Here is a 21,873-nt window from a genome sequence, read left to right on the forward strand (position 1 = left end):
TACCCTGCCGCCCGCGCGGCTTCATGATCAGCCGGTGCGACGTGCGTTACGGCGCTGAGTGAGCTCGTCCGGAGTGACGGTTTCGATCACGCCGCCGTCGGCCCGCTCGGCCGGGAACTCGTGGATGGTGCCGCTGATCTCCTGCATCGCCCCGCTGACCGCGATGCCGAACACGCCCTGCCCGCCCTGGAGTAAATCGACGATCTCTTCGGGCGAGGTGCACTCGTAGACGGTGGTGCCGTCGGAGAACAGGGTGACCTTGGCGAGGTCGCGGACGCCGCGCAGGCGCAGGTGGTCCACGGCGACGCGGATGTTCTGGAGGGAGACACCGGTGTCCAGGAGCCGCTTGACGACCTTCAGGACGAGGATGTCCTTGAACGAGTAGAGCCGCTGCGAACCGGAACCGTGGGCCGTCCGGATGCTCGGCGCGACCAGCTTCGTGCGGGCCCAGTAGTCGAGCTGCCGGTAGGTGATCCCGGCGATCTGACAGGCGGCGGGACCGCGGTAGCCGACGAGTTCGTCCGGAAGGGAAGAGTCGGGGAACAGCTCGCCCTGCTCGCCGTCAGCGACCGGAACGAGCGGCTCTTGAGGGCTACCAGCCTCGACCACGCCATGCCTCCCCTCGCCCGACCTGGCGGCCGGCGAACAAAGCCGCGCGGACCCACGTGAGTCCGCACCGGAGTGAACCGTCAAGACGAATGCCCCAGACATCCGAATCACACCTTGGCGATTCACCTTCATTGACGGTAAGCGCGTCCGGCAAAGCGGTCAACGCGACGCGCGGTCGGCCTCAAGCTCTTCTTGAGGCTTGCCAGGGAACACTCCCCCGTTCGGCCGCACGCTTGCCCGTTTTACTCAGTCGTGTTATTTTTTACTCATGCAAGTAAATCCCTCCACCCAAAGTGCCATGCAAGAAGTTCAGGCGGAGCTGGGGCTGTCGGTCACGGAAGCCGCGCGGCGGGCCCAGATCGTCGGAGCCACCATCGCGACGATCTCCGAGCTCGGCTACCACAAGACGTCGTTCGCGAAGATCAAGGAGCGAGCCGGGCTGTCCAGCACCCGGATCATCTCCTACCACTTCACCAACAAGGCCGGCCTGATGCAGGCCGTGGTCACCACCGTGACCGGCATGAAGGACAAGTTCCTGGAAGAGCGCATCCAGGGCACGACCGATCGGGCCGGGCTCCTGCGCGGCTACATCGAGTCGGAGATCGCGTTCCTCGGCTCGTACCCGGAGCTCGTGCGGGTCATGGTCGAGATGGCTTCGAGCGGCTCCGACGTCGAAGGCTGGTTCATGTCGGCGCCGATGGTCGAGGAGTTCCGGACCGGGCGGCTCGAACGCCAGCTGAAGCAGGGCCAACAGGACGGCACTTTCGGCGACTTCGCGGCGGACGTGATGGCGCTGTCCATCGCGCAGGCCGTCGACGGTGTGGCCGCGAAGTTCGCGGCGGACCCGAAGCTGGACCTGGAGCGGTACGGGCGGGAACTCGCGGACCTGTTCGTCAAGGCGACCGCGTCCTGAGTGCCGGGCTCACCCTCGTGAGTGGTAGGGACGGTTAGAGCGGACCGGCATTTACCGACCTACGTCTGACCTGCGCGAGGGTGGCGGTTCAGCGTCTGCCGGGTTCGACGGTGAAGGAATTGGGACGTTGAACGTCCCAATTCGTTCACCGTGGGGTCGCCCCGGCTTCGGACCTTGATCAACGGAAGATCCGGGACACTCAACGTCCCAAATCCTCCACACTCGCCAGTCACACCAGTAGGCAGGCGAATACGGATCCTCCGGAACCGGCCTCGCCACTCACGACCATCTGTACCGACACGTCACCGCCACCTTCACGGACTTTGCGATCGACACCGCAAGCATGAAGAAGGGGCGGTGCCATCCGGCGCCGCCCCTCCTCCAGAACCAAGGGATCAGGTGTCCGCGCCGCGGAAGTCCTCCGGCGAGACCGAGTCGAGGAACTCGCGGAACTTCTCCACCTCGTCCTCCTGCTCGTCGGGGATGATGAGGCCCGCTTCCTCCAGCACCGCGTCGACGGCGTGGATCGGCACCCCCACCCGCAGCGCCAGGGCCACCGAGTCGCTCGGCCGCGCCGAAACCCGGATGTCCCCGTCGAAGACCAGTTCCGCGAAGAACGTGCCTTCCTTCAAGTCTGTGATGACGACCTGTTCCAGCTCGCGGCCCAACGCTCCGATGACCTCTTTGAGCAGGTCATGGGTGAGCGGACGGGCCGGGCGGACTCCCTGCTGCTCCAAGGCGATGGCGGTGGCCTCGACCGAGCCGATCCAGATCGGCAGGTACCGCTCGCCTTCGGTTTCCCGTAGCAACAAGATCGGCTGATTCGCGGGCAGCTCCACCCGCACGCCGACGACGCGCATCTCGCTCATCGGGCTTCGCCTCCCTCTCGTGCGCACGGGCTGCAACGCTTGTCTCGACGACCAAGCGACGGCAGTCCCGACGCTACCCGTCTTCCGCGCGCTGTGCTCGCTGTCTCCGACATTCCGGTTCGCCCGTGGCAAACCCAACTCCACGGTACGGCATCGGATGCCGAACATTCAGTCATTGACAAGTGGCCTCACAACGGTTCGCGGCTCCTTGAGCCGTTCAACCGCCCGTGACAGCCCGTATTCCGGCCTTCACCAAGAGCGTATGTAACGCCACGGTCAGTGCCGCGAGCTCTCGGACGACCTCGTCGCCCCTCGCCTTGGCGTCCTCGTCACGATGCCGATACACCGGGGTCACGATCTGCTCCACCAGGCCGACCTCGCGGTCGGCGGCGGCCCGGAAGGCACGCAGATGTCTCGGCTCTATACCGAATTCGGTCATCGCTTTCACGGTCTTCGCCACGAGGACCGCGTCGGGATCGAAGAATCCCGCCGCTCCCGGCCGGACGAGCCCGTATTGCCGCAGCTCAGCCAGGGTGGCGGCGTCGATGCCCGCCTGACGGAGCAGATCTTCCTCGGTCAGCCTGATCTCGCGATCGGTCTCGAAGTCCCCGGGGGACGGCAATCCACCGTTTTCCCCGGGGGCGTCGAGCGAAACGAGTTTCCGCGGCGGCTTGGGCAGCACCGCCGAGGGCGCGGCCCCCTGATCCGCCGCGTCCAGCTGTTCCTTGATGACCTTCAGCGGAAGGTAGTGATCCCGCTGGGCGGACAGGACGAACCGCAACCGCTCCACGTCCGCCGCAGCGAACTGCCGGTACCCCGACGGGGTCCGGCCCGGCTGGACCAGACCCTCCGCCTCGAGGAACCGGATCTTGGAGATGGTGACATCGGGGAAATCGCCGCGCAGCTGTGCCAGCACGGCCCCGATACTCAACCCATCGCGCTGCGACGCATCCCGATCAGGCCGCCCGGCCGCCGTCACCGTGCCCCCTGGCCCCCGTGACCCGGGCCGGTCAGGAAGACCAGGCGGAACTTGCCGATCTGCACCTCGTCGCCACCGGCGAGCACGGCCTGGTCGACCGGCTCGCGGTTGACGTAGGTGCCGTTGAGGCTGCCGACGTCGATGACGACGAACTCGCCACCCTCACGGCGGAACTCGGCGTGCCGCCGGGAAACCGTGACGTCGTCGAGGAAGATGTCGCTGTCCGGGTGCCGTCCCGCGCTGGTGGTGTCGCGGTCCAGCAGGAAGCGCGAACCGGCGTTCGGTCCCCGCTTGACGACCAGCAACGCGGAACCCGCGGGCAGCGCGTCCACACCCTGGACGGGGGCCTCGGCAGCCGGAGGAGCCTCAGTGCCTTCGACGTCGGCCAGGAAGTCGGCCCGGAAGACAGAAGTCCGCTCCGGAGACTGCTCCGGGGGAACGCCGGGCCCGTCGTTCGTGCTCACCTGAGCTCTCCTAACGCATGTGTGTTGCCACTACTCAAGAACGTGTGGAGGTCAAACGTACCGTGCCTGATCGAAACTCCGGCCCGCGGCTCCCCCTACTCTTCCCGAAGGGCCGCGGCCTGCGGCTATTCCTTGATCAGCGCCTGGTAGGCCTCGGCCTCGAGCAGGGATTCGACCGAGCTCGCGTCGTCGAGACGGAGTTCGATCAGCCAGCCCTCGCCGTAGGGGTCGCTGTTGATCAGCTCGGGCGACTCGGTCACCGCTTCGTTGACCGCGACCACCTCGCCGTCGAGCGGGGCGAACAGCTCCGAAACGCTCTTGGTCGACTCGACCTCGCCGAACGCGTCGCCGGAGCCGACCTGCTTGCCGACCTCGGGCAGTTCGACGAACACCACGTCACCGAGCTGGTCCTGGGCGTACTCCGTGATGCCCACGCGCACGAGACCTCCGTCGCGCACGGAGATCCACTCGTGTTCCTCGGTGTACCGCAGTTCTTCTGGAGTGGACAACGCCGCTCCCCTTTCTGACGCCCTCGCTCGAATCCGACGCGCGCAGTTTCGCATCCCGCCGGGTCACGCGCCCGGCGCCTCCCGCAAGTCCGCGGGTTCGGCCGTCCGGAGTGCCCGAGCCGTCTGGACGATGTACAGCACGCCCGAATAGACGTACAGGACCGCGCCCCACGCCGTGAAGGCGTACCCGATCGGCCGGGCGATGGCGGCGATGTCGGAGCCGCCCTGCGTGAGCAGCAGGAACGGGAAGGCGTACATCAGCACGAAGGTGGCGCCCTTGCCGATGTAGGTGACCTCCGGCGGTGCGAACCCGCGGCGCCGCAGCAACAGCACGCAGACGCCGAGCACGGCCTCGCGGACGACCAGCGGGACCACCAGCCACCACGGGATGATGTCGCGGATCAGGAAGGCGATGAGCGTGGCGAGGATGTAGAGCCGGTCGGCGGCGGGGTCGAGCAGCTGCCCGAGCCGCGACATCTGGTTGAGCCAGCGGGCGAGTTTGCCGTCGAGCCAGTCGGTGAGGGCGCTGAACACGAGCAGCGCGAGCGCCCAGCTGTCCTCCTTCGGGCCGAGGAGCAGCCACAGGAAGACGGGCACCCCGGCGAGCCGGAGGATCGAAAGCATGTTGGGAACGTTCAGGGCCTGCCGCAGCAAAGAAGGCTCTTCGCTGGTCACGCTCGGTTCGGGGGGCGTACTCACCCGCTCAGCCTATCCAGCGGCGGCAGGTCCTCCCGCGTCAGCTGGCCCGGGTGTGGGTCCAGCCGCGGCGTTGCAGGTCCGCGCTGGTCAGCGCCACGGGCCTGCCTCGGTGGTCGGTGCCCATCCAGCGCGTGTGGCCGGCGGAGCTTTCGAGGACGTACGGGCGGCCGCCACACCAGACGACGGTGCACGGTGCCGTCGGTGGCAGCTCCGTGTTCGCCGGTGCGGTGGCCTGGGGTGACGCGGGATCGGTCTGTTCGTCGGTCTTCATCGCTCTCACGGTTTCGGTGACGGGGACTGGGACACGCCGGAGCGCTACCTTTGTTTTCGGCAGAACGGGGCCGCGCGTTAACGGTTCGGCGCCGGATTCGTCCGATCGGTTCGCGACGACAGCAGGGTGTTGTCGCGCTGTGAACGGCATGTTAATTGTCCACAATGGACAATGATTGGGCGGTCCTCGCGTACCGCCACGCGGACGGCGCGATAACCTCCCGCGAATCGAACGTGGCTCAATGCCACGGCATCGGGCCCGGCCGGGTCAGAATGGGCCGGCCACGACCGGCCGACGAAAGGATCGCCTTGCCCGTCTCGACGACCACGGGAACGTGCCGGCGCCTGTTCGCGGTCTGCGCGATCGCCGCGACGCTCGCCGCCTGTTCGGGCGAAGATCCGCCACCGCCTGTCACCTCGATGACGGTCTTGCCTCCCACTCCTCCGTCGCCCATCTCCATCACGTCGCTGCCCCCGATTCCGTCGCAGACCGCGCCAAGTCCGTCCACCGCCCCGAAACCCACCACCCAGCCGAAACCCGCTGAACCGGTACAGGGTTCGTGCGGGACGGTGACGGCGGCGAGCGGGCTGACCCTCCAGGTGCTCAACGGGCCCGGGGTCTCCTGCGCGGACGCGACCGGGATCGTCGGCTCGTTCCACAAGAGGATCGCCGGACGCCAGTCCGCCGGCTCGGACGAACCGGTCAGCGAGACCGTCGACGGCTGGCTGTGCGTTTCCGGCGCCCCGGCCGCACAAGGCGGTACCAGTTGCAGCAAGGGCGAGCAGAACGTGTTCGCCGCCGTAGTCCCCGTCGAATGAACCATCCCCGAGAAGAAGGGCCCATGAAGACCCTCTCCGTACTTCCCGCCGCGCTCGCCGTCGTCCTGCTGAGCGGCTGCGGCGCCGATCCCGCCCCCGCGGCCGCTCCGCCGCCGTCCTCCCCCGCCGCGGTGCCGGCCGCCGCCGGGACACCCTGCGGCGAGGTCTCCGGGCTCCAGGGCGCGAAGAACAAGGTCGTCGCGCACGGGAAGACCGAATGCGCCGAAGCGACACAGGTGCTCACGGACTACTTCGCCAAGCTGACGCCCGCCGAAGCCGCGTCACCTCAGGGTCCCGGACCGGTGGTGATCGGCGCCTGGACCTGCGGGAGCGGGCCGAACGATCCGGTGACGAGCTGCTCGACCGAGGACGAGCGGCAGATCGAAGCCACCCGGAGCTGAACACGCCCGGCGGCGTCACTCCTTGCGGCGCCGCCAGATCTGCTCCCTCCGACCGAGGACAAGGAGGCTGATCCACATGCCCGACAGCGCCAGGCCGAACAGCGAGATCAGCGACAGACCCCAGATCCGCGAGGCCCTCGACTGGTAGGCGACCCCGTCACCGGCGAAGACCCTGTCGCCCTCCGCGACCCTTTCGCCCTCGATCCTCCCTCGTCCGGCGCGCCCGTCGTCGAACCGCCATTCCACCTCGCAGTAGGGAAGGGGGCCGCTCATCGGCGGCCCTCCCTTCGTGCATCCGGAGACAGTGGAGACCGTGACGTCCTCGCCGGTCTTCAACTCATGCACGCGATCACCGACGGATCCCACGATGGCCCAGATCAGATAAACGAACGAGACCCCGGCCAGCACCGAGAAGAGAATCCTGGATTTCCGCGGTTTTCCCGGCACGAAAGTCCTTTCCGTTCGGCTGTTTGAGCCTATTCACCGAAGCGCCGCGACGGCACGGGATTTGTGCCCACGTGCTCGCGGTCACCCGAGGACCCCTTGCCGTCCGAGGTAAGAGTCGTCTAGACTCAAACTATGCTCACCAGGGACGAAGCCGTGACGATGATCGAGAACTCGGTCGACGCGGCCACTCTGTTCGCCCGATACCCCTACCGGGAATTGGCCGCCGTACTTCACCCCGACCGCAATCCCGGCGACACTCGGGCACACCAGGCGGCCGCGACCCTCAATCGCCACTACGACGACTGGAAACGTGCCCGCCGTCAGACGGTCACCACGGCGACGTCGAGTTACACCCTCACCGTTCCGCACGCGGTGGGCAGTATCGCGACGACCTACCGGACCACCGGGCCGCATCTGGTCAAACTCGTCCGGGACCCGGCGCTCAACCCGCTGATCCACGCCGAGTGGGCGGCGTTGCGCGCTCTCGACGGCTTCACCGAACGGCACCGCTGGCTGCGGCCCTACTACCCGCGGCTGCTCGACACCTCCGGCCCGGTGGCCAGGGGTGACCGCGCGTTCAGCGTCCTCGATCCGCTCGTCGACGGGTTCGTCACCCTCGCCGACATCGGCGAGGCGTTCCCGGACGGGCTCGACGGCCGCGATTACGCCTGGATGCACCGTCGCCTGCTGCGTGCCGTGGCGGGCGCGCATCGCGCGGGTCTCGTCCACGGCCATCTCACCGCGGACAACGTGCTCGTCCACCCCGGACAGCACGGGATCGTCCTGGTGGGCTGGTCCTTCGCCGTCGAAAGCGGCACCCTCCCGCTGGCGACGGACAACTCGGCCGAGTATCCGCCGGAGGTCCACAAAGGACTGCCGATGACCGCGGCCACCGACGTCCACATGCTCCATCGTTTGACGCTTTCCCTGCTGGCGCCCACGGAAACCCGGCAACGCGAGTTCGCCACGTGGTGCACGCAGGAAGACCCGGCACAGCGACCCGACGTCGTCGACCTCCTCGACGAGTACGACGACCTGCTCGGCGAGCTGTACGGCCCCCGCACCTTCCGCCCGTTCATCATCCCCGAGACAGGAGCCTGACCATGGGACACGGACACTGGGACGACAACGCCTACGCCGCCGCGAAGACCTTCCGCGCGGCGAAGGGCGAGGACGATTTCGGCTACAGCGCCGATCTGCGCGCCAAACCCGCCAAGGACTGGAAGGCCGCGCCCGCGCTCGACCCGAAGAACGCCGTCCGGGAATGCCGGGATTCGGCCGATCACAGCGATTCGACGCCGATCGCGGTGCTGTTCGACGTCACCGGCTCGATGCGCCGGGTGCCGCGGATCATGCAGGGCAAACTCGGCAAACTGCACGGGCTGCTGAAGCGCCGCGGCTACCTGGCCGACCCGCAGGTGCTGTTCGGCGCGATCGGCGACGCCGACAGCGACCGGGTCCCGTTGCAGGTCGGGCAGTTCGAATCGGACAACCGGATGGACGAGCAGCTGCGCACGATGTTCCTCGAAGGCGGTGGCGGCGGGCAGAAGAGCGAGTCCTACGAACTGGCCGCCTATTTCATGGCCCGGCACGTGGTCACGGACGCCTGGCAGAATCGCGGCCGCAAGGGTTACCTGTTCCTCATCGGTGACGAGCTGAACAAGCCGGCGCTGGAGGCCCGCCACATCCGCCGGGTGATCGGCGACGACGTGCGGGAAGACATCGACCCCGCCTCGGTCTACCGGGAGCTGGCCCGCAAGTGGCACGTCTACTTCGTCCTGCCGAACCAGTCCTCGTACTACAACGACCCGCAGATCGGCGAGCACTGGAGTGGCCTGCTCGGCCAGAACTTCCTCAAACTCGACGACCCCGGCGCGGTGTGCGAGCTGATCGCGGCCACGATCGGACTGGAGGAACGGGTCGTCGACGTCGACAGGGCGCTCGCCGATCTCGCGGACGTCGGCTCGGTCGCCGAGAGCAAGGCCGTCGGCAAGGCGCTGGCGAAGCTGGGCACCAAATCGGTCGTCACCTCGGCGGTCCCCGAGCCGGGTGGCCCGAGCGACGTGGTGCTGCGGTGAGCCTCCTGGACGGGCACGTGGTGGTCGTCGGGCTCGGTTTCGGCGACGAGGGCAAGGGCGCCGTCGTCGACGCCCTCTGCGCCGCCCGGCCCACCACCGCCGTCGTCCGCTTCAACGGGGGCGCGCAGGCCGCGCACAACGTCGTCGTGGACGGGCGCCACCACACCTTCAGCCAGTTCGGGGCGGGCACGTTCGCCGGCGTGCCCACCCACCTGTCGCGGTTCGTGCTGGTCGAGCCGTTCGCGCTGGCGGCGGAAGCCCGGCTGCTCGAAACCGGCGGCGTCCGGGATCCGCTTTCGCTGCTGAGTGTGGACGGCCGGGCGCTGCTCACGACGCCGTTCCACATCCACGCCAACCGGGCCAGGGAGGAGGCCCGTGGCGTGAATCGGCACGGCTCGTGCGGAAAGGGCATCGGCGAGACCGTCTGGTACTCGCTGCTGGCCGGGGCCGTGCCGGGTGAGGTGGTGGAGAACCAGGAGGTGATCGGGACACCGGGGGAAGCGCCCACGGTCGGCGACTGCGTCCGGCCGTCGGTGCTGCGGCGCAAACTGGACGCGCTCGCGCGGTTCTACGCGCCGCTCGCCACACCGTCGCACAGCGTGGACGAACTGGTGGCGCTGTACCGCGACTTCGCGGGCGCGGTGCGGATCACCGATGGGGACGAAACGGGTCGGCTCGCGGACGCCGGACGGCTGGTTTTCGAGGGAGCGCAGGGGGTTCTCCTCGACCAGCACCACGGGTTCCATCCGCATACGACCTGGTCGACCACCACCCCGCACAACGCCCGCGCACTGCTGGGTGGGCGTCCGCATGCCGTACTGGGGGTCACGCGGACGTACCTCACCCGGCACGGCGCGGGGCCGCTTCCCAGCGAGTCCGCCGCCGTGCTGGCCCGGTTTCCCGAGGTCCACAACGAAACCGGCGAGTTCCAGGGCGCGTGGCGGGCGGGCCACCTCGACGCGGCGCTACTGGACTACGCGCTCGCGGCCTGCGACGGCGTGGACGCGTTCGCGGTGACCCACCTCGACGCGACCGGCCTGCGAGTCGTGCCCGGTGACGGCTCCCCCGCCGTCGAGCTGCCGGATCCACTGGCGTGGTTCGCCGCGCGGCTGCCGGTGGCTGTCGCCGGGTACGGCCCGGACAGGGCGGGTTACCGGGTCGCGGAGGCAAGGTCGACAATCTACGCGTGATCGAGTCGACGCCGGTGTCCGTGGACGTGCTCGTGGTGCGGTTCGCCCCCGGCACCCGCACAGTGCTGCTGGGAATCGCACCGCGAGCCGCCGAGCCGTTCGCGGGCGAGCTCGCCCTTCCCGGGGTGTTGCTCGGGGTCGGGGAACGGCTGCGGGACGCCGCGGGCCGGGCGGCGGTCACCAAACTGGGGCTGCCGCCCGACGCGCTTTCGGCGACGGGACAGCTCGCCACCTTCGACGAGCCGAACCGTGATCCCCGGGGTCCGACGCTTTCGGTCGCCTTGTGGGCCACCACTTCCCCGGCGCTCGACGATCCGGGGAACGTCGTGTGGGCGCCGTTGGACGAGGTGCCCCCGCTGGCGTTCGACCACGACCGGATCGTGGCGGACTGCCGTCCGCTGCTGGCCGACAAACTGTGGCGCGACGTCACGTTCACGGCCGGGTTGCTGGGGCCGATCTTCACCACCGCGCAGGCGCTGGACGCGACCGAGGCACTGACCGGGGACCGCCCCTATCCGGCCAATCTGGGCCGGACCATGGAGCGGGTCCCCGGCTTGCGGCGCACCACGGAACACGCGGCCGCCCTCCCCAAGGGAGGACGGCCGCCGTCCTTGTGGCGCTGGGAATAGCGGGATCAGATCCCGCAGGCCGAAGCCGACCAGAACCGGCTGGACCGGTGGGCGACGTGCGTGTGATCGCTGTGGCCGGGGTAGCCCGGCCCGAGGATCTCACTGAACCCGTGGTTGCGGGCCTGCTTCGCCAGCCCGCAGAAGCCCTGCGAGCCCGCTCCGAGGTCCACCGCGTCGCCGTAGAGGTGACGGCTGTTGGTCGCGCCGCCGACCGCGTTGTTGCAGGAGACGCTACGGAAGCCGCCGTTGACGGTGATCGGCCGGTCACCCATGGCGTGCCGCATCGCCTGCAGCTTCCACATCGACACCAGCGCGTTGGCCTTCGCCGTCGCGGCCGAGACGTTGCCGCCCGACCAGTCGGAGTTGCACCGGTTCAGTTCGGCGAAGGTGAAGTTGACCGGCGAGCAGTCGTCGTCCTGCAACGCGTAGATCTTCGTGAACGTGGCCGATCCGGCGATGCCGTCCGCGCCCAGCCCGTAGGCCTGCTGGAAGCGGGTGACCGCGGCCTTGGTGCCCGCGCCGAACTGGCCGTCGATGGCGAGGACGCCACCATAACCGGGGTAACCGGCGACCCGGATCTGCAACTGCCGGACGTCCTCACCGGACGCGCCCTCGGACAACGTGCGTCCCCAGCTGTAACAGGCGTCGGAGACAGACATTTCGCCCGCCGTCACCGGGCCCGGTACCGCGGCGGCCGGGGCGGCCACCGCGGTACCGAGGCCCGCCACGAGGGCGAGCATCGGCAGGAGGAAACGAATGCGCATGACAGGAACACCTTTCAAGGCAGGGAAGGTGAGACCCGTGACCCCCACGGGTTGTCAACGATTCACTGCCCGGGATGCTAACGCGGTTCCTGCTACCGCGCTGTGGGTCGTTCGACCCACACACCCGCTCCGGCGCGGCCGTCACGCGTGCTCGAAGACGGAACACGCGTGTTTGAAGCCGTGACTCGCGTGCTTGAAGGCGGAACACGCGAGTCACGTCTCCAAGCACGCGAGTCACGGCTCTGATCACGCGTGTTCCGCCTTCAAGCACGCGAGTTTCGGGGCTGATCACGTGAGTGTGGCGTGGCGGGGGCGGGGTCAGCCCTTCAGCTGCGGGAAGTCCTCCTCGCGGAACTCCCCCGCCGGCCGCTCGGCGGCGTCGTTTTCGCGTCCACGGAGTTCGACGCGGCGGATCTTGCCGGAGATCGTCTTCGGCAGGTCCGTGAACTCCAGCCGCCGGATCCGTTTGTACGGGGCCAAATGTTCCCGGGCGAAGGCCAGGATGGACACCGCGGTGTCGGCCGTGGGCTCGTGCCCGTTCGTGAGGACGACGTACGCCTTCGGCACCGCGAGCCGGATCGGGTCGGGCGCGGGAACCACGGCCGCCTCGGCGACGGCCTCGTGTTCCAGCAGGACACTTTCCAGTTCGAACGGCGAGATCCGGTAGTCCGACGCCTTGAAGACGTCGTCCGTGCGGCCCACGTAGGTGATGTAGCCGCGTTCGTCGATCGAACCGACGTCGCCGGTGTGGTAGTAGCCGTTCGCGAAGGCGGCAGCGGATCGCTCGTCGTCGTCCGCGTAGCCGGTCATCAGCCCGACAGGTCGCTTGTCGAGGTCGAGGCAGATCTCGCCCTCCTGCGCGCGCTCGCCGGTGACGGGGTCCACCAGCGCGACGGCGAAGCCGGGAAGCGGGCGGCCCATCGAGCCCGGGACGACGTCCTGTCCGGGGGTGTTGGCGATCTGGACGCTGCTCTCGGTCTGCCCGAAACCGTCGCGAATCGTGACGCCCCAAGCCTTTTCGACCTGGTCGATCACTTCGGGGTTGAGTGGTTCACCCGCGCCGACCACCTTGGACGGCGGCGTCTTCAGCACGGTCAGGTCCGCCTGGATGAGCATCCGCCACACCGTCGGCGGGGCGCAGAAGCTGGTGATGCCGCAGCGTTCCATCTGCGCCATCAGGGAAACCGCGTCGAAGCGCGCGTAGTTGTAGAGGAACACCGTCGCTTCGGCGTTCCACGGCGCGAAAACGTTGCTCCACGCGTGTTTGGCCCAGCCCGGCGACGAGATGTTCAGGTGGACGTCGCCCGGTTCGAGGCCGATCCAGTACATTGTGGACAGATGCCCGACCGGGTACGAGACCTGCGTGTGCTGCACCAGTTTCGGCTTCGCGGTCGTGCCCGACGTGAAGTACAGCAGGAGCGGGTCGCCCGCCGCCGTGGGACCGTCGGGCGTGAAGTCTTCCGCTTCCTCGTAGGCGTCCACGAAGGACCGCCAGCCCTCGACCGGTTCGCCGACCGTGATCCGGGTGTAGTCACCGTCGACGTTCTCGAACTTGTGCGCGTCGACCGAGCGGATCACGACGTGCTTCGCGGCGCCCCGCTCGACCCGGTCGGCGAGGTCCGCCGGGCCGAGCAGGGTCGAGGCCGGGATGATGACCGCGCCCAGTTTGATCGCGGCGAGGATGGTCTGCCACAGCTCACCCTGGTTGCCCAGCATCAGGATCAGCCTGTCGCCCCGGGAGACGCCGAGCGAGCGCAGCCAGTTCGCGACCTGGTTGGACCGGCGCGCCATCTCCGGATAGGTCCAGCGGTTCTCGATGCCGTCCTCTTCGACGATCCAGAGCGCGTACCGCTCCTGATTGGCCGGATCCGCGGCGATGACGTCGAACCAGTCCAGCGCCCAGTTGAACTCGTCCGGCCGTGGCCAGGTGAAATCGCGATAGGCGGTCTCGTAATCCTCGCGATGGGCCTGCAGATAGTCCCGCGCCTCGCGGAACGTGCGGTATGCCTCCGAAGCGCTCACGATCGTCCTCCTGGTCCTGGGTGGCCGCCGGTTCTTTCTACTCTCCCTTGAACTCGGGCGCGCGCCGCTCGAGGAACGCCTGCACGGCCTCGCCGAGGTCCTTGCTGGGCAGGAAGGCCGCGTTCCAGGCCGAGACGTAGCGCAGGCCCTCGGCGACCTGGCGTTCGGTGTTGGCCGAGAGGACGTTCTTGGTGCCATGGACGACCAGCGGCGGGTTGGTGGCGATCTCCCCCGCCATCTTGCGCGCCTCGGCGAGCACGGTGTCCTGGTCCGCGTAGACGTCGTTGACCAGGCCGATCTTCTCCGCGCGGGCGGCGTCGATGTCCTTGCCGGTGTAGGCCAGCTCCCGCAGATGCCCTTCGCCGATGATCGGCGCGAGCCGCTGGAGGCTGCCGAGGTCGGCCACGATCGCGACCTTGACCTCACGCACGCTGAACTTCGCGTCCGCGCTCGCCAGGCGGATGTCCGCGGCCGCGATCACGTCGACGCCGCCACCGATGCACCAGCCGGAAATGGCCGCGATGACCGGTTTGCGGCATTCGGCGATCGAGGACACACTCGCCTGGAGGGTCTTGACCTCGTCGAGGAACTTCGTCCGCGGGCCCGCGAGCGCGTCGCCGCCGAGCATTTCGCCCCAGCTGGGCATCATCGCGGGCAGATCGAGCCCGTAGGAGAAGTGCTTGCCACTCCCGGTCAGCACGACCGCCCTCACCTGCGGGTCCGCGTCGAGCGCGCGGAAGACGATCGGCAGCTCACGCCAGAAATCGGGGCCCATCGCGTTGCCCTTGGACGGACCGAGCAGCGTCACTTCGGCGACGTGCCCGTCGATCTCCACCTTGAGCGAAACGAGATCGGGAAGACTGTCAGCTGTAGCGGTCATGAGGTCATCTTGACTCATGTGATTGACAGGCTGCCAACGGCCACTGTGCCACGGTGGTCACAAGATGCTTTCCTGGTACCAGCGAGTACTACCGGTGAGTACCGACGATCGACGAAGGACGGTGGGACATGAGCCCGGCCAGCAGCGCCACCGCGGTCGCCGACCTGCCCGCACTCATCCCCGGGCGGCGGCGAGAACGTTCCTCACGCCCGATCGAGCTCTCGGGGTCTTTCACTCATGAGGGTCACCGGCTCGCCTACACCGAGTTCGGCTCCGGCGACCGGGTCGTCGTGCTCACCCACGGCATCATGCTGACCAGGCGGATGCACGCGCCGCTCGCCCGCAGGCTGGCGCGGGCCGGTTTCCGGGCCATCACCCTCGACCTCCTCGGGCACGGCGACTCGGACCGGCCCACCGACTCGTGGCTGTACTCGATGCCCGCGTTCGCGGAGCAGACCGTCGCGCTGCTCGACCACCTGGAGATCGACGCCGCCGTGATCGGCGGGACGTCGCTGGGCGCCAACGTCGCGCTCGAAGTGGCGGTCAGCGCGCCGGAACGCGCGCTCGGCCTGATCGTCGAGATGCCGGTGCTGGACAACGCGATCGTCGCCGGGCTGATCACCTTCGCGCCGCTGCTGATGGCCGCCCGGTTCCTGCCGGTGACCGTGCAGGGGGTGGCGCTGGCGGCGAAGCTCGTCCCGCACGGCAACCAGTGGGTCGACGTCGTCACCGACACACTGTCCCAGGAGCCCGCGCCGATGGCCGCGCTCCTGCACGGCGTGCTCTTCGGCCGGATCGCGCCGCCGAAGTCGATCCGGCGGAAGATCGAGACCCCGGCCCTGGTCATCGGGCACGAGGGTGACCCGATCCATCCCTTCGGCGACGCGGACACGCTGGCCGCGGACATGCCGGCGGCCGAGTTCGTCCAGGCCCGCAGCCCGGTCGAGCTGCGCTTCGACCCGACCCGCCTGACCGACGCCATCACCGGTTTCTCGGCCCGGTGCCATGACCGCTGATCCGGCACCGACCCGGGACACGGGCGCCGAGGAGCTGCGGACCGGGCGTCTGCTCCTGCGCCGTCCCGGGCCCGGAGACCTCGACGCGATCTTCGCTCTCCACACCGATCCGGAGGCCTGCGCGCACAACCCCTCGGACCTGCTGGAAACGCGCAAGGACGCGGAACTGCTGCTGCTCCGCTGGTCGCACCAGTGGAACCGGTACGGCTTCGGGTACTGGACGGTCCGGCGGCACGACTCGGCGGAGGCGCTGGGCTTCTGCGGGGTGAAGATCGTCGGCTTCCGGCGAGGGCCGGTCCTGAACCTCTTCTACCGGTTCTTCCCGTCCGCCTGGGGTTCCGGGTACGCGAGCGAGGCCGCCGGCGCGGCGGTGGACTGGGCACGCGCCCACCGGCCGGACGACCTCGTGATCGCCCGAGTCCGGCCGGGGAACCTCGCCTCGCAGCGGGTGGCGCTGCGGGCGGGCCTGGCCAGGGCCGAGCACCTCGACACCCCCGGCGACGACGGGACCGACTGGCTCTACGTCTCCGAAGGCTGAGCCAGCCCCGCCACCGGCCCGAAGACGATCACCGCGGGCGGCCGGACGCCCGCCGCGGCGGCGTCCTCGACCACACTGTCCAAAGTAGAGCGAAGAACCCGCTGGGTGCGCATCGTGCCGTCCTCGACGATCGCCACCGGCGTGTCCCCGGGCCGCCCTTCCAGCAGCGCCTTGGTGAACAGCGGAAGCCGCTCGACGCCCATCATCAGGACGATCGTGCCGCGCATCTTCGCCAGCAGCCCCCAGTCCACCAGTGACTTCTCGTCGTCCGGCGCGACGTGACCGGACACCACCACGACCTCGTGGGCGACGCCGCGATGGGTCACCGGGACGTCCGCGGCGGCGGGGACGGAGAACGCGCTCGTGATGCCGGGGACCATCGTCACCGGGATGCCCGCTTCCGCGCAGGCGAGGACTTCTTCGAAGCCGCGGCCGAAGAGGTACGGGTCGCCGCCCTTGAGCCGGACGACGAACTTGCCCGCCTTGGCCCGATCGATCAGCGTCGAGTTGATCACGTCCTGGCTGGCGGCGCGGCCGTACGGGATCTTCGCGGCGTCGACGATCTCGACCTCGGGCGAGAGTTCGTCGAGCAGCTCGCGCGGGGCGAGCCTGTCGGCGACGACGACGTCGGCCCTGGCGAGGAGACGGCGGCCGCGCACGGTGATCAGTTCCGGGTCGCCGGGACCACCGCCCACCAGGGCGACGCCGGGGAGGTCGTCGCGCTCGTCCGGCACGCGGCCGTCGGCGACGGTGCCGGCGCGAAGGCCGTCGAGGATGCTGTCCCGGACGGAGGCCGACCGCAGCGGCTCGCCCCCGGAGAGGACGCCGACCAGCAGTCCGCCGTGCCTGCCCGACGCCGGGGTGACCGCGCTGCCGAGGTCCCCGTCGTCGGCTCGGACGCAGAACACTCGCGCGCTCTCGGCCTCCGCGCAGACGGCGGCGTTGACCTCGGGATCGTTCGTACAGGCCAGCGCGTACCAGGCGTCGGCGAGGTCACCCTCGGTGTAGTGGCGCTCGTGCCAGACGATCTCCCCGGCGTCGGCCATGGCGCTCACCGACGGCGTGGTGTGCGGCGAGACCAGTTCGACCCGCGCGCCGGCGCCGATCAGCCGGGGCAGGCGGCGCTGGGCGACCGTCCCGCCGCCGATCATCACGACACGACGGCCTGCCAGGTCGAGGCCGGAGAGGTAGTGCGGGTCATCCATGCGGGGCAGTGTAAGGATTCAGAGGCCCGGACCGCGATCCGAGTGAGAACCGCCTCAGCATCCATCGGTGAACCCGCGATAGCGGTCGCGGGTTCAGGCGCGGGGCCATTTGGCTATCCGATGTCCCGAGCTCCGCCGACCACTTCAGCCCTCCAGCAGAGCCAGCAGTTCGGTGTTGCCGAACATCTTGGCCGCGTCGATCGCCGACGGCTCCCCCGCCGCCGCGTCCGCGCCGCCCTTGAGGAGCGCCTTCACGACCTCGGGTTCGTTCTTGAAGACAGCGCCCGCGAGGGGACTCTGACCACGGTCGTTCTCGCGGTTCGGGTCGGCGCCGCGTTCGAGCAGGGCCGCGACCGTGTCCGCGTGCCCGTGGTAGGCCGCGAGCATGACCAGGGTGTCACCCCGGTCGTTGGTCAGATTCGCCGAAATGCCGGCGTCGACGTACGCGATGATCTCCGCCGTCGCTCCCGAGCGGGCGAAACCGAACACCTTCGCCCACAGCTCCAGCAGTTCGGGATCGATTTCCTCGGCCTGTCCGGGGTTCTCCGTCATGGGAACGATTCTTCCACAGGAACCGGGGTCCGGGCGGCGTGTCGCACCGCCCGGACCGGCGGTGTCAGCGAGCCGCGTTGGGGTAGGGCAGCAAAGCCATCTCGCGGGCGTTCTTGATCGCGGTGGCGACCTGTTTCTGCTGCTGGGGTGTCAGCCCGGTGACCCGGCGGGCGCGGATCTTGCCGCGGTCGGAGATGAATTTCCGCAGCAGATCGGCGTCCTTCCAGTCGACCTCGGTGATCTTGTTGGCGTGCAACAAGTTCGTCTTACGCTTGGCGGGGCGGTCCCGGTTCGGCTTGGCCATCGCGCTCACCAGCTCGACTTCGTGACGCCGGGCAGTTCACCGTTGTGCGCCATCTGCCGCATCCGGACCCGCGAGAGCCCGAATTTCCGCAGGTAGCCGCGCGGGCGGCCGTCGGCGGTGTCGCGGTTGCGGATCCGGGTCGCGCTGGCGTCTCGCGGCATCGCCTGCAGCGCCGACACCGCGGCCGCCTTCTCCTCGGGGGACGCGGACGGCGAGGCGATGGTGGCCTTCAGCTCACGGCGCTTCTCCACGTAACGAGCGGCGACCACCTTGCGCTGCTCGTTCTTGGCGATCTTGGACTTCTTGGCCATCAGCGCTCCTCCTTGAACTCGACGTGCTTGCGTGCGACCGGGTCGTACTTGCGCAGCACCATGCGGTCCGGGTCGTTCCGGCGGTTCTTCTTCGTGACGTAGGTGTAGCCGGTGCCGGCCGTCGAGCGGAGCTTGATGATCGGCCGGATGTCGGTGCTCTTGGCCATCAGAGCTTCACCCCTTTCGCGCGGAGTTCGGCCACGACGGCCTCGATCCCCCGCTTGTCGATGGTCTTCATGCCCTTCACCGAAACCCGCAGCCGGACCCAGCGCCCTTCGCTCGGCACGAAGTACCGCTTGGCCTGCAGGTTCGGCTCCCAGCGCCGGGACGTGCGCCGATGCGAATGCGACACCTGCTTCCCGTAGCCCGGTTTGCGGCCGGTGACCTGGCACACGGCGGACATACACCCTCCCGAGTTGATATCGGTTGTCGTTTTCATTTACTCTACACAGCCGAACCCGAACGCCCTCGACGCCCCGGAGCTTCAGTGACCGACAACCCCCGCGTGCCCCTCGTCCTGATCAGTGGCCTCGCACCGGGACCGAACGCCGACCTCGCCGAGCGGCTGCGCCTGGCCGAACCCGGCACCGCCGTCGTGCACCACGACCTGAGGCAGATCCACTCCGGCGTGGTCAGGCGGCGGATCCGGCTCGGCGACCGCGACCAGCTGACCGTCCTCGAACTCGCGCACGGCTGCGTCTCCTGCACGCTGCGCGAAGACCTCCTTCCGTTGCTGCGCAAGCTTTCGCGGATGCCACAGGTGCGGCGGATCGTGGTGCGGCTCGACGAGGCCATGGAGCCCGAGCCGGTCAGCTGGGCGCTGCACAACGTCCTCGTCGGCGAGCGACCGGTGATCGAGGACGTCGATCTCCAGGCCGTGCTGGCCGTCGTCGACTGTGCGACCTGGCTCGCCGACAGCACCGGCGACGACACCCTGGCCGAACGGGACATCCGGGCCAGCCCCGAAGACGAGCGCACCGTCGCCCAGGTCGCTCTGTCCCAAGTCGAGTTCGCCGACCTGCTCGTCCTCGCCGGCTCGGCGACGGACGCCTGGTCCGCGGCGAAGGCGTCGGCGGTGCTCGACAGGGTCGCGCCCTCGATTCCCCGCGTCGAACTGTCCGCGGTGGACGGTGGGACCGTGCTCCACGCTGTCCCGGCCGACGCCCGGCGTGGCGAGGTCACCGACATGCACGGACCGCTGCTGCGCGGAGAACCGCCGTTGCACACCGACTGCGGCATCGGGCTGCTCACCTTCACCTCGCAGCGCCCGTTCCACCCGGAGCGTCTCCACGACGCCATCGACGTCCTGCTCGACGGCGTCGTCCGCACCCGGGGACGGCTGTGGGTGGCGAGCCAGCCGGACATGGCGCTGTGGATCGAGTCCGCGGGCGGCGGCCTCGGCGTCGGGCACGCGGGGGCGTGGCTCGCCGCCCCCGGCGGGCCGGACTGGGCCGACGTCTCCCCCGAGCGCCGCACGCTCGCTTCCCTGCGCTGGGACCCGACGTTCGGCGATCGCGCGCAGGAACTGGTCGTCGTCACCGATCAGGCCACGCCCGACGAGATCGAGGCAGCCCTGAACGGGGCGCTGCTGACCGAAGACGAACTCGCCGCCGGTGAACGGGAATGGCTCCGCTACCCGGATCCGTTCGGCGAGTGGCACGAAGAACCGTGCGAAGACACGGAGACCGACCCTGAAAAGCACGACGTGAACGCGTCGAACCGAAAGGACGAAACGCAGTGAAACCCGGAATCCACCCCGACTACCACCCCGTGGTGTTCAAGGACCTCTCCACCGGGGACGCCTTCCTGACGCGGTCCACCGCGACGTCGGAGCAGACCATCGAATGGAGCGACGGCAACACCTATCCGGTGGTGAACGTCGAGATCAGCTCGTGGTCGCACCCGTTCTGGACCGGTAACCAGCGGATCATGGACAGCGCCGGCCAGGTGGAGAAGTTCCACCGCCGCTACGGTCGCCGGGGAGGCTCGAAGTAATGGCCGTCCCGAAGCGGAAGATGTCGCGCAGCAACACCCGGTCCCGGCGGTCGCAGTGGAAGGCGGCCGTGCCGGATCTGGTGCCGATCAAGGTGAACGGCGAGACGAAACTCGTGCCGCGCAAGCTGATGAAGCACTTCCATCAGGGTGGAGAGTGACGACGCCGGTCACGGTGCTGTCCGGGTTCCTCGGCGCGGGCAAGACGACCGTGCTCAACCACATCCTCGGCAACCGCGACGGGCTGCGGGTGGCGGTGATCGTGAACGACATGAGCGAGGTCAACATCGACGCCGCGCTGGTGCGGGACGGGAACAGCCTGTCCCGCACCGAGGAGCGGCTCGTCGAGATGACCAACGGCTGCATCTGCTGCACCCTGCGTGACGACTTGCTGGAAGAGGTGTCGCGGCTCTGCGCGGACGGCCGGTTCGACTACCTGCTCATCGAGTCGAGCGGGATCTCGGAGCCGATGCCCGTGGCGGCGACGTTCTCATTCCTGGACTCCGCGCGGCTCGACACGATGGTGACCGTGGTCGACGCGGTGAACTTCGAGCGGGAACTGGCGTCCGGGGACGCCCTGACCGAACGCGGGCTGGACCAGTACGAGGACGATTCCCGCACCGTGAGCGACCTGCTGATGGACCAGATCGAGTTCGCGGACGTCCTGTTGCTGAACAAGGCGGACCTCGTCGCGGCCGCCTCACTGGAGCGGCTGACCGCGGTGCTGCGGCGGCTCAACCCGGCCGCCGAGGTCGTCGTCTCCACGCACGGCCGGGTCCCGCTCGACAAGGTGCTCGGCACCGGGCGCTACGACGTCGAACGGGCGCAGGAAGCGCCCGGCTGGGTGGCCGAACTCAACGGCGACCACGTCCCGGAGACCGAGGAGTACGGGATCTCCAGCGTGGTCTTCCGCGCTGCTTCGGGGTTCGATCCGGAACGGCTGTGGGACTTTCTCGGCAGGCTCGATTCCGGGGAGTTCGGGACCGTCCTGCGATCGAAGGGGTTCTTCTCGCTGACGTCGCGGCCCGGGGTGACCGGGCTGTGGTCGCAGGCCGGGTCGGTCGCGCGGTTCGAACCGCAGGGTGTCGAGGACGCGCCGCGGCAGGAACTGGTGTTCATCGGGGTGGGGCTGGAGAAGGACGCGCTGCTGGACTCGCTGCGGGCTTGCCTGGCGACCGGTTCGGCCGGCGCGGATCCGTTTCCGGCTTGGGAAGCGGTACACGCTCACTGACAGGTCCGGCCCCGGGTACATGAAGGCCCTCTTCCTTGCGTCTAGCGCCAGGGTCTCGGCAAAGTCGCGTAAGCGGGTGTCGTTAATGGTGTCGGGATCGCGCCGGTCCGGCGGCCCGGGGCGTTCAGTGGCTCAGTGCGCCGGGTCGCGAAAGCCGCTTTCAGAACGTCCAGTGTCCCGAA

The 21,873-nt window shown here is 68.9% G+C and carries 31 protein-coding genes; 13 read left to right on the forward strand and 18 right to left on the reverse strand.

The features are described 5' to 3' along the window. Positions 1 to 27: 27 nt before the first annotated feature. Positions 28 to 609, reverse strand: coding sequence for a MerR family transcriptional regulator (locus CFP71_RS38075; RefSeq protein WP_005150040.1), 582 nt, complete (start codon positions 607 to 609; stop codon positions 28 to 30). Between the two features lie 298 nt (positions 610 to 907). Here CFP71_RS38075 and CFP71_RS38080 point away from each other — a divergent pair, with 298 nt between their 5' ends. After that, positions 908 to 1,522 (forward strand): TetR/AcrR family transcriptional regulator, encoded by a 615-nt coding sequence (locus tag CFP71_RS38080; RefSeq protein WP_093938751.1) that lies wholly within the window; start codon positions 908 to 910, stop codon positions 1,520 to 1,522. A 395-nt stretch (positions 1,523 to 1,917) separates the two neighbouring features. Here CFP71_RS38080 and CFP71_RS38085 read toward each other — a convergent pair whose 3' ends face one another. The 7 genes from CFP71_RS38085 to CFP71_RS38115 form a co-directional block, all read right to left on the reverse strand. Further along, on the reverse strand, positions 1,918 to 2,391 hold the full coding sequence (locus tag CFP71_RS38085) for a bifunctional nuclease family protein (RefSeq protein WP_005150031.1): 474 nt from the start codon (positions 2,389 to 2,391) through the stop codon (positions 1,918 to 1,920). 217 nt (positions 2,392 to 2,608) lie between these two features. Further along, positions 2,609 to 3,370: a transcriptional regulator FtsR gene (gene ftsR / locus CFP71_RS38090; RefSeq protein WP_167406421.1), complete on the reverse strand. Its 762-nt coding sequence runs from the start codon at positions 3,368 to 3,370 to the stop codon at positions 2,609 to 2,611. Beyond that, on the reverse strand, positions 3,367 to 3,834 hold the full coding sequence (gene garA / locus CFP71_RS38095; protein ID WP_005150023.1) for a glycogen accumulation regulator GarA: 468 nt from the start codon (positions 3,832 to 3,834) through the stop codon (positions 3,367 to 3,369). Before garA ends, ftsR begins: the two co-directional genes overlap by 4 nt. A gap of 125 nt (positions 3,835 to 3,959) precedes the next feature. Beyond that, positions 3,960 to 4,343, reverse strand: coding sequence for a glycine cleavage system protein GcvH (gcvH, locus tag CFP71_RS38100; protein ID WP_093938753.1), 384 nt, complete (start codon positions 4,341 to 4,343; stop codon positions 3,960 to 3,962). 63 nt (positions 4,344 to 4,406) lie between these two features. Beyond that, the gene (gene clsA, locus CFP71_RS38105; RefSeq protein WP_093938754.1) at positions 4,407 to 5,042 is read right to left on the reverse strand and encodes a cardiolipin synthase ClsA; all 636 of its coding nucleotides are present in this window, start codon (positions 5,040 to 5,042) and stop codon (positions 4,407 to 4,409) included. Positions 5,043 to 5,079: 37 nt separating this feature from the next. After that, on the reverse strand, positions 5,080 to 5,313 hold the full coding sequence (locus tag CFP71_RS38110; RefSeq protein ID WP_005150017.1) for a hypothetical protein: 234 nt from the start codon (positions 5,311 to 5,313) through the stop codon (positions 5,080 to 5,082). A 238-nt stretch (positions 5,314 to 5,551) separates the two neighbouring features. Next, on the reverse strand, positions 5,552 to 5,920 hold the full coding sequence (locus CFP71_RS38115) for a hypothetical protein (RefSeq protein ID WP_244199986.1): 369 nt from the start codon (positions 5,918 to 5,920) through the stop codon (positions 5,552 to 5,554). On the opposite strand from CFP71_RS38115, the gene CFP71_RS38120 reads away from it, so the two are divergent. Together CFP71_RS38120 and CFP71_RS38125 are read left to right on the forward strand one after the other, a co-directional pair. Further along, positions 5,913 to 6,131 carry a hypothetical protein gene (locus CFP71_RS38120; protein ID WP_244199987.1) on the forward strand — a complete coding sequence of 73 codons (219 nt, stop codon included), beginning with the start codon at positions 5,913 to 5,915 and terminating at the stop codon, positions 6,129 to 6,131. The genes CFP71_RS38115 and CFP71_RS38120 overlap by 8 nt on opposite strands. A gap of 23 nt (positions 6,132 to 6,154) precedes the next feature. Beyond that, the gene (locus CFP71_RS38125) at positions 6,155 to 6,532 is read left to right on the forward strand and encodes a hypothetical protein (RefSeq protein WP_093938755.1); all 378 of its coding nucleotides are present in this window, start codon (positions 6,155 to 6,157) and stop codon (positions 6,530 to 6,532) included. A gap of 15 nt (positions 6,533 to 6,547) precedes the next feature. Here CFP71_RS38125 and CFP71_RS38130 read toward each other — a convergent pair whose 3' ends face one another. Further along, on the reverse strand, positions 6,548 to 6,979 hold the full coding sequence (locus tag CFP71_RS38130) for a hypothetical protein (RefSeq protein WP_093938756.1): 432 nt from the start codon (positions 6,977 to 6,979) through the stop codon (positions 6,548 to 6,550). A 132-nt stretch (positions 6,980 to 7,111) separates the two neighbouring features. Here CFP71_RS38130 and CFP71_RS38135 point away from each other — a divergent pair, with 132 nt between their 5' ends. From CFP71_RS38135 to CFP71_RS38150, 4 genes are read left to right on the forward strand one after another with little or no spacing between them, the layout of a single operon-like run. Then, complete coding sequence (locus tag CFP71_RS38135; protein WP_093938757.1) at positions 7,112 to 8,080, forward strand: adenylate cyclase; 969 nt, start codon at positions 7,112 to 7,114, stop codon at positions 8,078 to 8,080. Between the two features lie 2 nt (positions 8,081 to 8,082). After that, entirely contained in the window at positions 8,083 to 9,057 is a 975-nt protein-coding gene (locus tag CFP71_RS38140) for a hypothetical protein (protein ID WP_093938758.1), read from the forward strand. Beyond that, positions 9,054 to 10,247, forward strand: coding sequence for an adenylosuccinate synthetase (locus CFP71_RS38145; protein ID WP_093938759.1), 1,194 nt, complete (start codon positions 9,054 to 9,056; stop codon positions 10,245 to 10,247). Before CFP71_RS38140 ends, CFP71_RS38145 begins: the two co-directional genes overlap by 4 nt. Further along, the gene (locus tag CFP71_RS38150) at positions 10,244 to 10,876 is read left to right on the forward strand and encodes an NUDIX domain-containing protein (RefSeq protein WP_093938760.1); all 633 of its coding nucleotides are present in this window, start codon (positions 10,244 to 10,246) and stop codon (positions 10,874 to 10,876) included. The genes CFP71_RS38145 and CFP71_RS38150 overlap by 4 nt, the downstream gene beginning before the upstream one ends. A gap of 5 nt (positions 10,877 to 10,881) precedes the next feature. On the opposite strand, the gene CFP71_RS38155 is transcribed toward CFP71_RS38150, so the two are convergent. The 3 genes from CFP71_RS38155 to CFP71_RS38165 all read right to left on the reverse strand — a co-directional run bounded on the left by CFP71_RS38155 (position 10,882) and on the right by CFP71_RS38165 (position 14,542). Then, positions 10,882 to 11,640 (reverse strand): D-Ala-D-Ala carboxypeptidase family metallohydrolase, encoded by a 759-nt coding sequence (locus tag CFP71_RS38155; protein WP_093938761.1) that lies wholly within the window; start codon positions 11,638 to 11,640, stop codon positions 10,882 to 10,884. A gap of 318 nt (positions 11,641 to 11,958) precedes the next feature. After that, positions 11,959 to 13,662: an AMP-binding protein gene (locus CFP71_RS38160; RefSeq protein WP_093938762.1), complete on the reverse strand. Its 1,704-nt coding sequence runs from the start codon at positions 13,660 to 13,662 to the stop codon at positions 11,959 to 11,961. A 37-nt stretch (positions 13,663 to 13,699) separates the two neighbouring features. Next, positions 13,700 to 14,542, reverse strand: a complete 843-nt coding sequence (locus CFP71_RS38165) for a crotonase/enoyl-CoA hydratase family protein (protein WP_093938763.1) — start codon at positions 14,540 to 14,542, stop codon at positions 13,700 to 13,702. A 128-nt stretch (positions 14,543 to 14,670) separates the two neighbouring features. Between CFP71_RS38165 and CFP71_RS38170 the strand changes: the two genes are divergently transcribed. Together CFP71_RS38170 and CFP71_RS38175 are read left to right on the forward strand one after the other, a co-directional pair. Then, a complete protein-coding gene (locus CFP71_RS38170) occupies positions 14,671 to 15,558 on the forward strand; it encodes an alpha/beta fold hydrolase (protein WP_167406422.1) in 888 nt (295 codons plus the stop codon). Then, positions 15,548 to 16,096: a GNAT family N-acetyltransferase gene (locus CFP71_RS38175; protein ID WP_093938764.1), complete on the forward strand. Its 549-nt coding sequence runs from the start codon at positions 15,548 to 15,550 to the stop codon at positions 16,094 to 16,096. The genes CFP71_RS38170 and CFP71_RS38175 overlap by 11 nt, the downstream gene beginning before the upstream one ends. Here CFP71_RS38175 and cobA read toward each other — a convergent pair. From cobA to rpmB, 6 genes are all read right to left on the reverse strand, one after another. Next, a complete protein-coding gene (gene cobA / locus CFP71_RS38180) occupies positions 16,078 to 17,301 on the reverse strand; it encodes a uroporphyrinogen-III C-methyltransferase (protein ID WP_093938765.1) in 1,224 nt (407 codons plus the stop codon). The genes CFP71_RS38175 and cobA overlap by 19 nt on opposite strands. Positions 17,302 to 17,445: 144 nt before the next feature. Beyond that, positions 17,446 to 17,853 carry an ankyrin repeat domain-containing protein gene (locus CFP71_RS38185; protein WP_093938766.1) on the reverse strand — a complete coding sequence of 136 codons (408 nt, stop codon included), beginning with the start codon at positions 17,851 to 17,853 and terminating at the stop codon, positions 17,446 to 17,448. Between the two features lie 64 nt (positions 17,854 to 17,917). Continuing rightward, positions 17,918 to 18,166 (reverse strand): 30S ribosomal protein S18, encoded by a 249-nt coding sequence (gene rpsR, locus CFP71_RS38190; protein WP_093938767.1) that lies wholly within the window; start codon positions 18,164 to 18,166, stop codon positions 17,918 to 17,920. Further along, a complete protein-coding gene (rpsN, locus tag CFP71_RS38195; RefSeq protein ID WP_093938768.1) occupies positions 18,163 to 18,468 on the reverse strand; it encodes a 30S ribosomal protein S14 in 306 nt (101 codons plus the stop codon). The genes rpsR and rpsN overlap by 4 nt, the downstream gene beginning before the upstream one ends. Then, positions 18,468 to 18,635, reverse strand: a complete 168-nt coding sequence (rpmG, locus tag CFP71_RS38200) for a 50S ribosomal protein L33 (protein WP_005149953.1) — start codon at positions 18,633 to 18,635, stop codon at positions 18,468 to 18,470. The genes rpsN and rpmG overlap by 1 nt, the downstream gene beginning before the upstream one ends. Then, positions 18,635 to 18,871 (reverse strand): 50S ribosomal protein L28, encoded by a 237-nt coding sequence (rpmB, locus tag CFP71_RS38205; protein ID WP_005149951.1) that lies wholly within the window; start codon positions 18,869 to 18,871, stop codon positions 18,635 to 18,637. Before rpmB ends, rpmG begins: the two co-directional genes overlap by 1 nt. Before the next feature lie 84 nt (positions 18,872 to 18,955). Here rpmB and mrf point away from each other — a divergent pair, with 84 nt between their 5' ends. From mrf to CFP71_RS38225, 4 genes are read left to right on the forward strand one after another with little or no spacing between them, the layout of a single operon-like run. Next, positions 18,956 to 20,209, forward strand: coding sequence for a ribosome hibernation factor-recruiting GTPase MRF (gene mrf, locus CFP71_RS38210; protein ID WP_093938769.1), 1,254 nt, complete (start codon positions 18,956 to 18,958; stop codon positions 20,207 to 20,209). Further along, on the forward strand, positions 20,206 to 20,463 hold the full coding sequence (locus CFP71_RS38215) for a type B 50S ribosomal protein L31 (RefSeq protein WP_020635049.1): 258 nt from the start codon (positions 20,206 to 20,208) through the stop codon (positions 20,461 to 20,463). Before mrf ends, CFP71_RS38215 begins: the two co-directional genes overlap by 4 nt. Next, on the forward strand, positions 20,463 to 20,621 hold the full coding sequence (gene rpmF, locus CFP71_RS38220) for a 50S ribosomal protein L32 (protein WP_005149940.1): 159 nt from the start codon (positions 20,463 to 20,465) through the stop codon (positions 20,619 to 20,621). Before CFP71_RS38215 ends, rpmF begins: the two co-directional genes overlap by 1 nt. After that, positions 20,618 to 21,691 (forward strand): GTP-binding protein, encoded by a 1,074-nt coding sequence (locus CFP71_RS38225; RefSeq protein ID WP_093938770.1) that lies wholly within the window; start codon positions 20,618 to 20,620, stop codon positions 21,689 to 21,691. Before rpmF ends, CFP71_RS38225 begins: the two co-directional genes overlap by 4 nt. Positions 21,692 to 21,873: the final 182 nt, after the last annotated feature.

Source organism: Amycolatopsis thailandensis (assembly GCF_002234405.1).
Classification (GTDB): domain Bacteria; phylum Actinomycetota; class Actinomycetes; order Mycobacteriales; family Pseudonocardiaceae; genus Amycolatopsis; species Amycolatopsis thailandensis.

Bases quoted from the DNA above. Each gene is read 5' to 3' on its own strand.
- CFP71_RS38080 (WP_093938751.1), top strand. From the start codon at position 908: ATGCAAGAAGTTCAGGCGGAGCTGGGGCTGTCGGTCACGGAAGCCGCG.
- CFP71_RS38085 (WP_005150031.1), bottom strand. From the start codon at position 2,391: ATGAGCGAGATGCGCGTCGTCGGCGTGCGGGTGGAGCTGCCCGCGAAT.
- CFP71_RS38110 (WP_005150017.1), bottom strand. From the start codon at position 5,313: ATGAAGACCGACGAACAGACCGATCCCGCGTCACCCCAGGCCACCGCA.
- CFP71_RS38125 (WP_093938755.1), top strand. From the start codon at position 6,155: ATGAAGACCCTCTCCGTACTTCCCGCCGCGCTCGCCGTCGTCCTGCTG.
- CFP71_RS38135 (WP_093938757.1), top strand. From the start codon at position 7,112: ATGCTCACCAGGGACGAAGCCGTGACGATGATCGAGAACTCGGTCGAC.
- CFP71_RS38140 (WP_093938758.1), top strand. From the start codon at position 8,083: ATGGGACACGGACACTGGGACGACAACGCCTACGCCGCCGCGAAGACC.
- CFP71_RS38155 (WP_093938761.1), bottom strand. From the start codon at position 11,640: ATGCGCATTCGTTTCCTCCTGCCGATGCTCGCCCTCGTGGCGGGCCTC.
- CFP71_RS38165 (WP_093938763.1), bottom strand. From the start codon at position 14,542: ATGACCGCTACAGCTGACAGTCTTCCCGATCTCGTTTCGCTCAAGGTG.
- CFP71_RS38170 (WP_167406422.1), top strand. From the start codon at position 14,671: ATGAGCCCGGCCAGCAGCGCCACCGCGGTCGCCGACCTGCCCGCACTC.
- CFP71_RS38175 (WP_093938764.1), top strand. From the start codon at position 15,548: ATGACCGCTGATCCGGCACCGACCCGGGACACGGGCGCCGAGGAGCTG.
- cobA (WP_093938765.1), bottom strand. From the start codon at position 17,301: ATGGATGACCCGCACTACCTCTCCGGCCTCGACCTGGCAGGCCGTCGT.
- CFP71_RS38185 (WP_093938766.1), bottom strand. From the start codon at position 17,853: ATGACGGAGAACCCCGGACAGGCCGAGGAAATCGATCCCGAACTGCTG.
- rpsN (WP_093938768.1), bottom strand. From the start codon at position 18,468: ATGGCCAAGAAGTCCAAGATCGCCAAGAACGAGCAGCGCAAGGTGGTC.
- rpmG (WP_005149953.1), bottom strand. From the start codon at position 18,635: ATGGCCAAGAGCACCGACATCCGGCCGATCATCAAGCTCCGCTCGACG.
- rpmB (WP_005149951.1), bottom strand. From the start codon at position 18,871: ATGTCCGCCGTGTGCCAGGTCACCGGCCGCAAACCGGGCTACGGGAAG.
- rpmF (WP_005149940.1), top strand. From the start codon at position 20,463: ATGGCCGTCCCGAAGCGGAAGATGTCGCGCAGCAACACCCGGTCCCGG.